Origin of the sequence: Streptomyces sp. SID5643 (genome assembly GCF_009872555.1) — a bacterium.
GTDB classification, from domain to species: domain Bacteria; phylum Actinomycetota; class Actinomycetes; order Streptomycetales; family Streptomycetaceae; genus Streptomyces; species Streptomyces iakyrus.
In genome coordinates this window covers 12,720-27,236 of the sequence record NZ_WWIC01000100.1, presented here as the reverse complement: position 1 = coordinate 27,236, position 14,517 = coordinate 12,720, and the positions used below count along the sequence as shown (strand labels likewise).

The window sequence follows — 14,517 nt, the reverse complement described above, 5'->3', positions numbered from 1 at the left end:
ATGACAATCGTTTTCAACAGCGAGGTGTCCGGGTGAAGGCCCTCAGCCGGCCGCCCCCGGCGCCGCGCCACGTGCGAGCCGGGCCCCCTTCAGCGCCATGTGCAGCAGCAGCCGGTCTTCGCCGTCGTCCAGGTCCAGGCCGGTGAGTTTCTCGACGCGGGAGAGCCGGTAGTACAAGGTCTGGCGGTGGATGCCCAGTTCGGCGGCGGCCCGGGCGGCCTGGCCGGCGCAGTCCAGGTAGACCTCGGCGGTGCGGGCGAGTTCGCGGTGGGCGCGGGAGAGCAGCGCCTGGACGGCGGGGTCGTGGGCCAGCTCCGGCGGCAGGGCGGTGAGCAGCCGGAACGGCCCGATCGCGGACCACTCGGCGACCGGCCCGAAACGGGGCTCCGCGAGCGCCGCCCGAGCGGCGGCCGAGGCCTCCCGCCAGGCGGAGCCCAGCTCGGCGAGACCGGTGCGGGGGGTGGCGACACCGGCGGCGGGACCGCGGGAGTCGCTCCCGGCCGGCCCGTGCGCGAACGGCCCCCCGGCCTTGCGCGGGGTACTGGCGGAAGCCCCACTCGCCGGTGCGCCCGGGATGGTGTCGGCGGGGTGTCTCCTGGCGCCCGGAGTGCCGGGCGTCCGTCCGCCCGGAGCGGCGTCCGTACGTGGTCCGTCCGCCCCGCGGGCGGCCGCACCGCCCGGGGACGGCCCGCCCGGGGCCGGGCCCGTCCCTGCCGGAGGTCCCCCCGGCCCGCCACCCGCTCGCCCGCGCTCCAGCAACCGTCCTGCCGCCGTCGTCGCCGGTGTCAGCACGTCCGTCGAGCGCAGGCGCATCAGAACCGCCACGCACTGCTCGGCCGCCCCCCACGGCAGCGTGCACAGTGCCGTCGCGCCCGGCATCGTGCGGACCGACGGCGCGTCGTCCGGGTCGGCCGAAGGCCACGGGGCGACGCAGACCACCGTGTGGGGGCCGTCGGCGCGGGTGCCGAGTGCGGTGCGAAGCTCCGCGACCGCCATGTCGCTCTGCCAGCCGGGCTCGGCGGTGAGCACCGCCCTCAACTCGCGGCTCAGGTCGGCACCGTGCTGGGCCTCGTCCGCGAGCAGGGCGCCGATGCGGGCCGTGACCCGCATGGCGGCATCGAGCCGGGCGTCGCCCGGGCCTGGATCGTCGTCCAGGAGCCAGACGTAGCCGTGCACCACGCCCCGGTGGCGGACGGGGAGACAGATCCGGCCCCGGTAGACCCCGGCCTCCGGGGTCGGGGGGATGCGGACCGGGCCCGTCGCCCGGGTGATGCCGAAACCCTCGAACCAGGCCCGGACCGCCGTGGTCGAGCGGCGGGTGAGGATCGAACGCGTGCGCACCGGGTCCAGGGCCGACGGATCGAGGTCGCCCTCACTGTCGTACGCCCCGAAGGCGATCAGCTCGAAGTCCCGGTTCTCCAGGGTCGCGGGCGCGCCGAGCAGCTCCGAGATCTCGTCGACCAGCTCCTCGTAGTCGCCCCTGTGTTCCGACGTCACCCGGGCATTGTCGCGCACTTCCCGGACCCCTTCATACATCTGTCTGAGATCTGCGGCACGAATGCGTGACAGCTGTCGATGGCCGACGATCGGAGGGATCCTTAGGTTTCACGGTGGTTCTCCGTGCCGTACCCGACGCGTCGTCTCGCGAGGGGTCCGGCCCTCACGTTGCCTGTGCTCTGGAGGTGCCCCGTGCTGGGTCCCGTGATTCTCGCCGCGTCACGCAGCGACCGGATGCGACGCCTGATCTCGGCGGCCCCGGTGACCAAGCAGGTCGTCGACCGCTTCATCCCGGGCGAGGACGTCGACGACATCGTTCCCGTCGTCCGGGACCTCGCGGACAACGGCCTCGAACTGACGATGGACGTCGTCGGCGAGGACATCACCAGCCCCGCGCAGGCCGCCGCCGCCCGGGACGCCTACCTGGAGCTCGTCGACCGCCTCAAGCCGCTGGAGCTCGGCACCCGCGCCGAGATGTCGGTGAAGCTGTCGATGTTCGGGCAGGCGCTGGAGGACGGCCACGAGCTGGCCCTGAAGAACGTCCGCCCGGTCGTCGAGGCCGCCGCCGAGATCGGCACCACGGTCACGCTCGACGCCGAGGACCACACCACCCTCGACTCGATGTTCGCCATCCATGAAGAGCTGCGGAAGGACTTCCCGCAGACAGGCTGCGTCATCCAGGCCTACCTCTTCCGCACCGAGGGCGACGCCCGCCGCCTCGCCGCGAGCGGCAGCCGGGTCCGCCTGGTCAAGGGCGCGTACAAGGAGCCCGCCTCGGTCGCCCACCAGGACAAGCACGAGATCGACCGGGCATACGTCCGCGTTCTGCGCACGTTGATGGCAGGGGAGGGGTACCCGATGATCGGGTCCCACGATCCGCGCCTGATCGCGATCGGCCAGGAACTCGCCCACCAGGCCGGGCGCAAGCTCGACGAGTACGAGTTCCAGATGCTCTACGGCATCCGCTCCGACGAGCACCTGCGGCTGGCCGCCGAGGGCCACCGGATGCGCGTCTACACCGCCTACGGAACCGACTGGTACGGCTACTTCATGCGCCGTCTCGCGGAGAAGCCGGCCAACCTGCGCTTCTTCGCCCGCTCGATGCTCACCAAGGGCTGACAGCCCTTCACGGGCTGAGACCGACACACCGCTCAGTAAGGAGTTACGGAAAACATGGACGCTGTGACCCAGGTCCCCACCCCCGTCAACGAGCCGGTGCACGGCTACGCCCCCGGCTCGCCCGAGCGGGCCCGGCTGGAGGCCAAGCTGAAGGAGCTGGCCGACAACCCCGTCGACCTGCCCTGCACCATCGGCGGCGAGAAGCGGATGGGCGGCGGCGAGGCCTTCCAGGTCGTCCAGCCGCACAACCACAAGGCTGTGCTCGGCACCTACCGCAACGCCACGCAGGCGGACGCCCAGGACGCCATCGACGCCGCCCTGGCCGCCGCTCCCGCCTGGCGTGCGATGTCCTTCGACGACCGCGCGGCGATCATCCTGCGCGCCGCCGAGCTGCTGTCCGGCCCGTGGCGCGAGACGCTCGCCGCCTCGACCATGCTCGGCCAGTCCAAGACCGCGCAGCAGGCCGAGATCGACACGCCCTGCGAGCTGATCGACTTCTGGCGGTTCAACGTCTCCTACGCCCGCAAGCTCCTGGCCGAGCAGCCGCCGGCCAACTCCCCGGGCGTCTGGAACCGTCTGGACCACCGCCCGCTGGAGGGCTTCGTCTACGCGATCACGCCCTTCAACTTCACCGCCATCGCCGGCAACCTGCCGACGGCCCCGGCCCTGATGGGCAACGTCGTCGTCTGGAAGCCGTCCCCGACGCAGACCCACGCCGCCGTGCTGCTCATGCAGCTGCTGGAGGAGGCCGGTCTGCCCAAGGGCGTCATCAACCTCGTCACCGGCGACGGCATCGAGGTCTCCAAGGTCGCCTTGGAGCACCGCGACCTCGCCGGCATCCACTTCACCGGCTCGACGCCCACCTTCCAGTACCTGTGGAAGACGGTGGGCAACAACATCGAGAAGTACCGCACCTACCCGCGCCTGGTCGGCGAGACCGGCGGCAAGGACTTCCTGGTCGCCCACCCCTCGGCCGACCCGGCGATCCTGAAGACGGCCTTCACCCGCGGTGCCTTCGAGTTCCAGGGCCAGAAGTGCAGTGCCACCTCCCGGGCGTACATCCCCGCCTCCATCTGGAACTCCGGTTTCAAGGAGGAGCTGGCCGCCGAGGTCGACGGCATCAAGATGGGTGACGTCACGGACCTGTCGAACTTCATCGGCGCCGTCATCGACGAGCGTGCCTTCGCCAAGAACAAGGCCGCCATCGACCGCGCCAAGGAGGACCCCACCTGCACGATCGTCGCGGGCGGCACCTACGACGACTCCGAGGGCTGGTTCGTCCGCCCGACCGTCATCGAGTGCACCGACCCGGAGAACGAGGTCTTCCGCACCGAGTACTTCGGCCCGATCATCGCCGTGCACGTCTACGAGGACGACAGGTACGACGAGATGCTGACCCAGATGGAGTCCGTCTCCGACTACGCGCTGACCGGCTCGGTCATCGCCAACGACCGCGCGGCGGCCGCCTACACGGCCGACAAGCTGCGCTACGCGGCCGGCAACTTCTACATCAACGACAAGTCGACCGGTGCTGTCGTCGGCCAGCAGCCCTTCGGCGGCGGCCGGGCCTCCGGCACCAACGACAAGGCCGGCGCCCCGCAGAACCTGATGCGCTGGACCCTGACCCGCGCCATCAAGGAGACGCTGGTCCCGCCGACGGACTACACGTACCCGCACATGGGCTGACACCCCGCGGCGCACCGACGGGCCAGGTCGAAAAGACCTGGCCCGTCGCCATGTCCGGGGAAAGACTGGGCCGATGAGCATCCGAGTGCGCACCGCCCACACCGCCGATCTGAGCCCCGCGGAACTCGACGCCGTACGGGGCCTTCTGGACGCCGCCTTCGACGGCGACTTCGGTGACGAGGACTGGGACCACGGTCTCGGCGGCATGCACGCCCTGGTGCACGACGACTCCGGCCTCGCCGCGCACGGGGCGGTCGTGATGCGCCGGGTACGGCACCGCGGCCGGTGGCTGCGCACCGGGTACGTCGAGAACGTAGCCGTCCGCGCCGACGCGCGCCGCACCGGCCTCGGCGGGCTGGTCATGGCGGAACTGGAACGCGTCGTCGACCGTGCCTACGACCTCGGTGCCCTCTCCGCGAGCGACGACGGAGCCCGGCTCTACACCTCCCGGGGGTGGCGGCTCTGGAGTGGTCAGGTGCACGCCCTCAGCCCACGGGACGGCGTGCTCCGCCTGCCGGAGGAAGAGGACAGCACCTACGTACGGCCCGCCCTCGCCGGTCCGCTCGACCCCGCGTACGAGCTGCTCTTCGACTGGCGCGACGGCGACGTGCTCTAGAAATCACCGCAGGTCAGAGCAGTGTGACCCAGTCCACCGTCTCAGATAGTAGGAAGTCCGAGTAATTGTGGAGACAGACGCTCCGCGCTCCCTTAGCTTTGTAGGAGCCGAACGTCTCGCTCGACCAAGCGAATGGCGGTCGTGAGCCGGGCCCCGTGCAGGCAACCCCTGCGGCACCGCTCCCCGCCCCTTCCGGCGTCTCGTATCCCTCCCCCATGCACTCCGTGCTGTCGAAGGAGTCGATTTCCCATGGCCGAGACGACCGTCCGCCGCCGAGTCCGTCACGTTTCCCGTGCGACCGAGTCCGACCGCAAGAACGCCGCCGCCGCGCTCCAGCGCGCCCTCGACCGCAGGGACAACGGCGGATCCAGCGGCCACTGAGCCGCACACCGCGCACCGCCTACAGGACCGGGAGCCGCCCGACGGGGAGCGGTGCGGGGCCTCACGCCCCGCGCCGCACCTCGAAGTGGTCGATCCGCACACCGCTCGACGCCAGCGCTGACACCTTCAGTTCCGGCCTGGCGCCGCTGACCGCCTCCACCGAGAGGAACGAGAAGCCGCGGTAGCGCACCCGCGACCACTGCGCCGACTCCGCTTTGGTGTCCCGGGACTTGGTCCACCGGAACGTGGTGACCGGCTCGTGGTCGGCGGTGTTCCCCTCGTAGCTTTCCTTCACGCCATCGGGAAAGCCGTACAGCTCCTTGCCGCCGCCGCCCGCGGTCACGTAGACGATCCCGTCCCGCCGCGGATCCGTCGTCCCGCCGACCGGCACCGGCCGGCCCACCTCGCCGTTGCGGATGGCGTCCGTCCGCTCGTAGACGTGGTTGTGCCCGTTGATCACCAGGTCCACCTCGTGCCGCGCGAACAGCGGCAGCCACTCGGCGCGCACCCCGCCGTCGGAGGCGTGCGTGGACGTCGAGTACGCGCAGTGGTGGAAGAAGACGACGATGAAGTCCACGTCTTTCGCGGACCTCAGCTCGCCGAGCTTGGCGTCCAGCCACTTCGTCTGCCTCCCCTCCGTGTAACCGAAGTTGGCGGGGATCTCGTACGACACGTCGTTCGCGTCCAGCGCGACCACGCCCACGTTGCCGTACGTGAACGCGTACACGCCCGGTGCCGTACGCGCGTCGAAGCCGCTGTCCGGCAGGGAGAAGCGGGCGAACTGGCCGCCGTAGCCGTCCGGTGAGTACCAGGCCTCCATGTCGTGGTTGCCGGTCGTCACCATCCACGGCACCGACCGGGCCACCGGCTCGGTCTGCTTGAGGAACCGGTCCCACTGGCTCGCGTCGAAGACGTCCGACTCCTTGCCCTTGCCGGTCGGGTCGGCGTAGCAGATGTCGCCCGCGTGCAGATGGAAGGCGGGCTCCCGGCGCAGCAGCGTACGGTCGTTGAGAGCCGCCTCGTCGCCCACGCCCTGGTCACCGAACGCCGTGAACACGAACCGCTCCGGCGGGCGCGCGGGTGCCGTGCGGAAGGACGTGACCGTCCGCCGGTGCCGCGGGGAGGCCGGGTCGAAGCCCTCGTGGCCGACGCCGTAGTAGTACGTGGTGTCCGGGCGCAGGCCGTCCAGCGCGGCGTGCAGGTAGTACTGGTCGACCGCCGCCCGTACGCCCTTCAGCTCCGGGGTGTGCAGGTCGCGCAGCTCCGCCTCGACTCTGCGGCCGAGGTCGTCCGGGCGCAGGCCCACCCGGACGTAGGGCTTCCGTACCGCGAGCGGCACCTGCCAGGAGATCCGCATCTGCGTCTTCGGGTCGGCGCCGAAGGCGAGATGGCGGCCGAAGGGCGTGATGAGGGAACCGGGTGCCTTCGAAGTGCCGGGCGACGGGCTCCCGGCCGTCGTGGCGCCGCCCTGCCCGGACCGGGATCCGGAACCGGAGCAGCCGGTCAGCAGCCCGCTCGCCACCGCGCCCGCGGTCACCAGGGTGCGCCGCCGCGACAGTCGCGTCCGCAGGTACTCGTGCTGCTCCGCCATGCTCATCCGGCGGGCGAGCTCGGGCGGGATGCCGAAGTGGGGGATCTCCATGTCCAGTGAACTTCCCAGCGGCGGCCAACGTCCCCACCACGTACGGGTGAACGCGAACCGACGGACGCGTGCCGTCCCCCGGGCGGGTGCCGTCCCGCTGTCCGCATCACGGACACCCCATGTCATTCCATGGGACGAGGAGTAGGGTGCCCGCATGTCTCGCAGCATCAATCTCGCAGTGATCCCCGGTGACGGCATCGGCCAGGAGGTCGTGGCCGAAGGCCTGAAGGTCCTCTCCGCCGTCCTTCCGCAGGATGTGAAGCTGGAGACCGAGGAGTACGACTTCGGTGCCCGGCGCTACCACGCCACCGGTGAGACCCTCACCGACGCAGACCTCGACGCCCTGAAGCGGCACGACGCCATCCTGCTCGGCGCGATCGGCGACCCGTCCGTGCCCTCCGGCGTCCTGGAGCGCGGCTTCCTGCTCAAGCTCCGCTTCGCCTTCGACCACCACGTCAACCTGCGTCCGTCGAAGCTCCTCCCGGGTGTCGCCACCCCGCTCGCGGGCGAGCCGGAGATCGACTTCGTCGTGGTCCGCGAGGGCACCGAGGGCCCCTACACCGGCAACGGCGGCACGATCCGCAAGGGCACCGAGCACGAGGTCGCCACCGAGGTCTCCGTGAACACGGCCTTCGGTGTCGAGCGCGTGGTGCGTGACGCCTTCGCGCGGGCCCAGGCCCGCCCGCGCAAGAAGCTCGCGCTGATCCACAAGAACAACGTGCTGACCTTCGCCGGCCACCTGTGGACGAACATCTTCAACAAGGTGGCCGAGGAGTTCCCCGAGGTCACCACCGAGTACATGCACGTGGACGCGGCGACGATCTACCTAGTCACGCAGCCCGAGCGCTTCGACGTGATCGTCACCGACAACCTCTTCGGCGACATCGTCACCGACCTCGCCGCGGCCGTCTCCGGCGGCATCGGCGTGGCGGCCTCCGGCAACATCAACCCCTCCGGAGAGTTCCCGTCGATGTTCGAGCCCGTGCACGGCTCGGCCCCGGACATCGCCGGCCAGGGCAAGGCCGACCCGACCGCCACCGTGCTGTCCGTCGCCCTGCTGCTGCGCCACCTCGGCTACGAGGCCGAGGCCGCCCGCATCGACGACGCGGTCGCCGCCGACCTGTCGGAGCGCACCGGCAAGCCCGCCCGCTCCACCTCGGAGATCGGCGACGCGCTCGCCGTACGCGTAGCCGGCTGACCCGCCGCTGCACACCGCAAGCCGCCGGGTCGCAACCGCACCCGGCGGCTTCCGCATGTTCCCGCCGGGTGCCACCATCGACCACCGGGCCGCATTCACCCCGTTCCTTCCGCCGCCGCCCCCGGGCGATAATCGAACGCGAGGCCGCGGAATGAGGGAATGCTCGGACGTCCTAGCACTGGTCACCATCAGAGCAGTACCGAGCGCGGCCCGTCACTACAACCGGTGAAGGACATCAACCCATGACGACGCCCACGATCGAGCTCAAGCCCTCCGCCAACCCGCTGTCCGCCGCGGAACGCGAGGGGATCCTGGCCAACCCCGGGTTCGGCCGCCACTTCACCGACCACATGGTGACGATCAAGTGGACGGAAGGCCGCGGCTGGCACGACGGCCAGCTCGTGCCGTACGCGCCGATCTCCCTCGACCCCGCCACCACGGTCCTGCACTACGCCCAGGAGATCTTCGAAGGCCTGAAGGCCTACCGCCAGCCCGACGGCTCGGTCGCCACCTTCCGCCCCGAGAAGAACGCCGAGCGGTTCCAGCGCTCCGCACGCCGGCTCGCGATGCCCGAACTGCCGGTCGAGACGTTCATCGAGGCGTGCGACGCCCTGGTGCGGCAGGACAAGGCATGGGTGCCGGCGCACGGCGGTGAGGAGTCCCTCTACCTGCGCCCGTTCATGATCGCGACCGAGGTCGGGCTGGGTGTGAAGCCGGCCAACGAGTACCTGTTCCTGGTGATCGCCTCCCCGGCCGGGGCGTACTTCCCCGGGGGCGTGAAGCCGGTCTCCATCTGGGTTTCCGAGGACCGGGTCCGGGCCGTCCCCGGCGGCATGGGTGACGCGAAGACGGGCGGTAACTACGCGGCGTCCCTGCTCGCGCAGGCCGAGGCCGCCACGAAGGGCTGCGACCAGGTCTGCTACCTCGACGCCGTGGAGCACACGTGGGTGGAGGAGCTGGGCGGCATGAACCTGTACTTCGTGTACGGCGACAAGATCGTGACGCCCTCCCTCACCGGCTCGATCCTGGAGGGCGTCACGCGTGACTCCCTGCTCGCCGTCGCCCGTGACCTCGGGTACGAGGCGGAGGAGGGCCGGGTTTCGGTCGACCAGTGGCAGCGGGACTCGGAGAACGGGTCGCTGACGGAGGTCTTCGCGTGCGGTACGGCCGCGGTGATCACCCCGGTCGGTACGGTGAAGAGGGCCGGGGCGGAGTGGAAGCAGAGCGGGGGAGAGCCGGGCGAGGTCACGCTGCGGCTGCGTCAGGCGCTGCTCGACATCCAGCGGGGCACGGCCTCGGACGCCCACGGCTGGATGCACCGCCTGGGCTGAGCCGCCCTGGCCCCAGGGGGCTCCGCCCCCGGACCTATGAAGCGGTCGGGCTGGAAGCACGACGTGCCTCATCGGCCCCGGGTTCCTGACGCACGGAACCCGGGGTCGTCAGCGTGTAAGCCACCCCTCCCACCACCCCCGACAGCAGGAAACTGCAGTCCACCCCGCCGGTCAGGGACAGCAGCGGTCCCTCGTACGACGGCAGGGACACCGCCAGGACGCCGACGGTCGCGCCGGCCGCCCAGGAGGCGGTCGCCGGGAGGTTCCAGCCGGCGCGGTACCAGTACAGACCGCCCCGGGCGCTGCGGTTGAAGACCTGGAGGGCGTCCGCGTCGTAGACCCCGCCGCAGCGGGCGAAGCCGATGAGGGTGATGACGGCCCACGGCGTACCGATGGCCGTCAGGAGCAGCACGAAGGACGTCATCGCGTCCTGCGCGGTCGAGTAGTGGTGCCCGGCGAGGACACAGCCCGTGGCGACGGCCGCCACCGCATACGTCGCCCGGGCCCGGGAGGCACGCGGCAGGATCGCGTCCAGGTCGAGGCCCATCGAGTAGAGCATCAGCCCCGCGTTGCCGACCGACCCGGCCGAGGCCGCCAGGAGCAGCGGCACGAGGTACCAGGACGGGGCCGCGTCCACCAGCGGGCCCGCGTAGTCCAGGGCCGCCCCGGCCGCGTACGCGGTGAACGTGCCGAACAGCTGCGGCACCAGCAGGCCCAGCATCAGCCCCAGCCAGGTCGCGTGCAGCACCCGGCGGGAGGAGTGGCGGACCGGGGAGATGTAACGGGTGTAGTCGCCGAGCAGCGTGATGAACGCGACCGGCCCGGACAGCCCGGCGGCCACGGCCGCGAGCAGCCAGGTGGGCCAGAACCCGCCCAGCAGGTAGCCGCCGGCCTCCGGCAGCGCGGCGGTGGTGAAGCCGGGGGCGTAGGCGATCACACCCAGCCCCAGCAGGGCCGTCATGCCGAACGCCAGCATCCGCGACATCGCCAGCAGCACCCGGTAGCCGTGGACGGCGCCCGCGACGGTGGCCGCGGCGAGCAGCCCGTAGACGACGCCGTACGACACCCCGCCCTGCGGCAGCCCCGCCAGCCGGCCCAGCACGCTCACCATCACGTCGCCGCCGATCCACACGGTCAGCGCCGTGTAGCCGAGGGCAAGGAGCAGCCCGACCACCGAGCCGACCAGCCGCCCGCGGACCCCGAACTGGGCGCCGGAGGAAGTCGACAGGTTGGTTCCGGTGCGCAGCGAGACCAGGGCCAGCGGGGCCGTGAACAGCACGCCCACCACCGTGCCCGCGAGCACCGCGCTGACCGACGACCACCAGTCCAGACCGAAGGACGGCGGCAGCCAGCCGAAGACGATCACGCCCAGGCAGAGGTTGGAGCCGAGCAGGATCGAGACGAGATCACGCGGCCCGCTGGTGCGTTCCTCCTCGGGGATGGTGTCGACTCCGCGCTGTTCGATCGGCATGCTGGTCTCCCTCGGTTAGAGCGACGTTCAATGTGATGCGGTCAGTGCGTCGTCGTCAACCCTTCAAATAGGGGAAACTTGGTTTAGAGTGATGCTCTAAGTGGAGGGAGTGACATGCGGCTGACCCCGACCGAACGCGACCGGCTGCTGCTCTTCGGCGCCGCCGAACTGGCCCGCGCCCGCAGGGCCAGGGGCCTGAGGCTCAACGTCCCCGAGGCGACTGCGCTCATCGCCGACACGGTGTGCGAGGCCGCCCGGGACGGCAAGCGGCTCGCGGAGGCCGTCGAGGCCGCCCGGTCCGTCCTCGCGCCGGATGACGTGCTGCCCGGCGTCGCCGACGTCGTCACCGAGGTGCACGTCGAGGCCGTCTTCGACGACGGCTCACGGCTCGCCGTCGTCTGCGACCCCATCGGAGGCGGCTCGGGGGCGGACGCCCCGGGCGCCCTGCTGCCCGGGCCGGGGCAGCCCGAACCCGAGCCGGCCCTACGGCTGACCGTCACCAACACCGCGACCGTGCCCGTCTCGGTGACCTCCCACTTCCACTTCTTCGAGGCCAACCCCCGGCTCCGCTTCGACCGCGGGAGGGCCTACGGCATGCGGCCGGCCGTGCCCGCCGGGTCGTCCGTGCGGTTCGGGCCGGGGGAGAGTGCCGAGGTCGGGCTGCTCCCGATCGGGGGCGAGCGGATCGCGATGGGGTTCGCCGGGCTCGTCGACGGGCCGCTGGACGCGCCGGGCGCCAAGGAGGAGGCGCTGCGGCGGGCCGCCGCCTGCGGCTATCTCGGCGTACCGGAAACCGCAGTTGACCAGGAGGCCGGACGATGAGCCGCCCGGGAGGCCACCCCGCCGAGGCCCGCCGCCTCACCCCGTACGAGTACGCCGCCACCCACGGGCCCCGCGCCGGCGACCGCATCCGTCTGGGTGACTCGGGGCTGGTCGTCGAGGTCGAGTCCGACTCCCAGCGCCCCGGCGACGAGTTCCTCGCCGGATTCGGCAAGACCGCCCGGGACGGGCTGCACCTGAAGGCCGCCGCGGTCCGGGAGACCTGTGACGTCGTGGTCAGCAACGTCGTCGTGATCGACGCCGTGCAGGGCGTCCGGAAGGTGTCCATCGGCATCCGCGAGGGCCGGATCTGCTCGATCGGACGGGCCGGCAACCCCGACACCCTCGACGGGGTCGACGTCGTCGTCGGCACGGGCACCTCGATCGTCTCCGGCGAGGGCCTCATCGCCACCGCCGGGGCCGTCGACACCCATGTCCACCTGCTGTCGCCGCGCGTCATGGAGGCCTCGCTGGCGTCCGGCGTGACCACGATCATCGGGCAGGAGTTCGGGCCCGTGTGGGGCGTCGGCGTCAACTCGCCCTGGGCGCTGCGGCACGCGTTCGGCGCGTTCGACGCCTGGCCCGTCAACATCGGCTTCCTGGCCCGGGGTTCGTCGTCCCGCCCGGCGCCCCTCGTGGAGGCCCTCGCCGAGGGAGGGGCGAGCGGCTTCAAGGTGCACGAGGACATGGGCGCCCACACCCGCGCCCTGGACACCGCGCTGCGCGTCGCCGAGGAGCACGACGTCCAAGTCGCGCTGCACAGCGACGGGCTGAACGAATGCCTGTCGGTGGAGGACACCCTGCGCGTGCTGGAGGGCCGGACGATCCACGCCTTCCACATCGAGGGCTGCGGCGGTGGACACGTGCCCAACGTGCTGAAGATGGCGGGCGTGCCGAACGTCATCGGCTCCTCCACCAACCCGACCCTGCCCTTCGGCCGGGACGCCGTCGCCGAGCACTACGGCATGATCGTCTCGGTCCACGACCTCAAGACCGACCTGCCGGGCGACGCCGCCATGGCCCGGGACCGCATCCGGTCCGGCACCATGGGCGCCGAGGACGTCCTGCACGACCTGGGGGCCATCGGCATCACCTCCTCGGACGCGCAGGGCATGGGCCGCGCGGGCGAGACGGTCCGCCGTACGTTCGCCATGGCCGGGAAGATGAAGGCCGAGTTCGGCGCACCGGACCGGCACGACAACGAGCGCGTCCTGCGCTACCTGGCCAAGCTGACCATCAACCCCGCCCTGGCGCACGGGCTTTCGCACGAGGTCGGGTCCATCGAGACCGGCAAGCTCGCCGACATCGTGCTGTGGCGGCCCGAGTACTTCGGCGCCAAGCCGCAGCTGGTGCTGAAGGCCGGCTTCCCCGCGTACGGCGTGACCGGCGACCCGAACGCGGCGACCGACACCTGCGAACCCCTGGTCCTCGGACCGCAGTTCGGCGCGCACGGCGCGACACCGGCCGAGATATCGGTGGCGTTCGTCGCGCGGGCCGCACTCGACCAGGGGCACGACACCCTGCCGACCCGGCGCCGCAGGGTCGCCGTGCGCGGCACCCGCGGCATCGGCCCGGCCGACCTGCACCGCAACTCCCGTACCGGAGCCGTCGACGTCGACCGGCGCACCGGTCTCGTCACCCTCGACGGCGAGCCGCTGCGCTCCGAACCCGCCGAGTCCGTCTCCCTCAACCGTCTCTACTTCCTCTGAGGATCAACGATGTCCGCAGCCGCCGACGGCTTCCGCATGCCCGCCGAATGGGTCCCGCACGAGCGGACCTGGATGGCCTGGCCGGGCCCGAACGAGACCTTCGACGACCCGGGGGAGCTGGCCGCCGCCCGGGTCTCCTGGGCCGCGGTCGCCCGGGCCGTGCGCCGCTTCGAGCCGGTGACGGTGGTGTGCGGGCCGGGGCAGTCGGGCGAGGCGCGTGCGCTGCTGGGGGAGGGCGTCGACACGGTCGAGCGGGACCTCGACGACGCCTGGATGCGCGACATCGGACCCACCTTCCTGACCGACGGCACGGGGGAACTGGCCGCTGTCGACTGGACGTTCAACGGCTGGGGCGCCCAGGAGTGGGCCCGGTGGGACCACGACGCGAAGATCGCCGGGTACGTCGCCGGCCTTGCCGGGGCGCGCACGTACGCCTCGAAGCTCGTCAACGAGGGCGGGGCGATCCACGTCGACGGCGAGGGCACGGTCCTGCTCACCGAGACCGTCCAGCTCGGCCCGGAGCGCAACCCGGGCTGGTCCCGCGAGCAGGCCGAGGCCGAGATCCACGCCCAGCTCGGCACCCGCAAGGCGATCTGGCTGCCCCGCGGCCTGACCGGTGACTACGCTCCCCACGGCTTCGGCACCCTCGGCCACGTCGACATCGTCGCGGCCTTCGCCCGCCCGGGCGTCGTCGTGGCGCACTCCCAGCCGGACCCGGCCCACCCCGACCACGAGGTGACCCGGGAGGTCATCGGCCTGCTGAAGTCGCAGACGGACGCGCGCGGACGGCGCCTGGAGGTCGTCGAGGTCCCCGCCCCGACCGTTCTGGAGGCCGACGGCCACTGGGCCGACTACTCCTACATCAACCACTACCTCTGCAACGGCGGCGTGGTCCTGTGCGGCTTCGACGACCCGCGTGACGAGATCGCGGCCGGCATCTTCCGCCGCCTCTTCCCCGAGCGGACCGTGACGCTGTTGGACGCCCGTACGATCTTCGCGGGCGGTGGTGGAATCCACTGCATCACCCAGCAGCAGCCGAGGACCTAGG

General features: G+C 71.6%; 12 protein-coding genes. 9 read left to right on the top strand and 3 right to left on the bottom strand.

Annotated elements, in window-relative coordinates:
* Positions 1–42 precede the first annotated feature (42 nt).
* On the bottom strand, positions 43–1,536 hold the full coding sequence (locus tag GTY56_RS12510; RefSeq protein ID WP_202510069.1) for a PucR family transcriptional regulator: 1,494 nt from the start codon (positions 1,534–1,536) through the stop codon (positions 43–45).
* 153 nt (positions 1,537–1,689) lie between these two features.
* Between GTY56_RS12510 and GTY56_RS12505 the strand changes: the two genes are divergently transcribed.
* From GTY56_RS12505 to GTY56_RS41125, 4 genes are all read left to right on the top strand, one after another.
* Positions 1,690–2,616: a proline dehydrogenase family protein gene (locus GTY56_RS12505; RefSeq protein ID WP_161365227.1), complete on the top strand. Its 927-nt coding sequence runs from the start codon at positions 1,690–1,692 to the stop codon at positions 2,614–2,616.
* Positions 2,617–2,670: 54 nt separating this feature from the next.
* Positions 2,671–4,302, top strand: coding sequence for an L-glutamate gamma-semialdehyde dehydrogenase (gene pruA / locus GTY56_RS12500; protein WP_161365226.1), 1,632 nt, complete (start codon positions 2,671–2,673; stop codon positions 4,300–4,302).
* Between the two features lie 73 nt (positions 4,303–4,375).
* Complete coding sequence (locus GTY56_RS12495) at positions 4,376–4,918, top strand: GNAT family N-acetyltransferase (protein WP_161365224.1); 543 nt, start codon at positions 4,376–4,378, stop codon at positions 4,916–4,918.
* Positions 4,919–5,167: 249 nt separating this feature from the next.
* Positions 5,168–5,299, top strand: coding sequence for a hypothetical protein (locus GTY56_RS41125; protein ID WP_272923361.1), 132 nt, complete (start codon positions 5,168–5,170; stop codon positions 5,297–5,299).
* 61 nt (positions 5,300–5,360) lie between these two features.
* On the opposite strand, the gene GTY56_RS12490 is transcribed toward GTY56_RS41125, so the two are convergent.
* Positions 5,361–6,941 (bottom strand): purple acid phosphatase family protein, encoded by a 1,581-nt coding sequence (locus GTY56_RS12490; RefSeq protein ID WP_161365222.1) that lies wholly within the window; start codon positions 6,939–6,941, stop codon positions 5,361–5,363.
* A 154-nt stretch (positions 6,942–7,095) separates the two neighbouring features.
* Between GTY56_RS12490 and GTY56_RS12485 the strand changes: the two genes are divergently transcribed.
* Both GTY56_RS12485 and GTY56_RS12480 read left to right on the top strand, forming a co-directional pair.
* Complete coding sequence (locus tag GTY56_RS12485; RefSeq protein WP_033313231.1) at positions 7,096–8,139, top strand: 3-isopropylmalate dehydrogenase; 1,044 nt, start codon at positions 7,096–7,098, stop codon at positions 8,137–8,139.
* A 242-nt stretch (positions 8,140–8,381) separates the two neighbouring features.
* Entirely contained in the window at positions 8,382–9,470 is a 1,089-nt protein-coding gene (locus GTY56_RS12480; RefSeq protein WP_033313230.1) for a branched-chain amino acid aminotransferase, read from the top strand.
* Positions 9,471–9,504: 34 nt separating this feature from the next.
* Here the strand turns inward: GTY56_RS12480 and GTY56_RS12475 are convergent, their stop codons facing one another.
* Entirely contained in the window at positions 9,505–10,941 is a 1,437-nt protein-coding gene (locus GTY56_RS12475; RefSeq protein ID WP_161365220.1) for a cytosine permease, read from the bottom strand.
* A gap of 114 nt (positions 10,942–11,055) precedes the next feature.
* Here GTY56_RS12475 and ureA point away from each other — a divergent pair, with 114 nt between their 5' ends.
* From ureA to GTY56_RS12460, 3 genes are read left to right on the top strand one after another with little or no spacing between them, the layout of a single operon-like run.
* Positions 11,056–11,763: an urease subunit gamma gene (ureA, locus tag GTY56_RS12470; protein WP_161365218.1), complete on the top strand. Its 708-nt coding sequence runs from the start codon at positions 11,056–11,058 to the stop codon at positions 11,761–11,763.
* Positions 11,760–13,469 carry an urease subunit alpha gene (locus GTY56_RS12465; RefSeq protein WP_161365216.1) on the top strand — a complete coding sequence of 570 codons (1,710 nt, stop codon included), beginning with the start codon at positions 11,760–11,762 and terminating at the stop codon, positions 13,467–13,469. The genes ureA and GTY56_RS12465 overlap by 4 nt, the downstream gene beginning before the upstream one ends.
* Positions 13,470–13,478: 9 nt before the next feature.
* Positions 13,479–14,516: an agmatine deiminase family protein gene (locus GTY56_RS12460; protein ID WP_161365214.1), complete on the top strand. Its 1,038-nt coding sequence runs from the start codon at positions 13,479–13,481 to the stop codon at positions 14,514–14,516.
* Position 14,517: the final 1 nt, after the last annotated feature.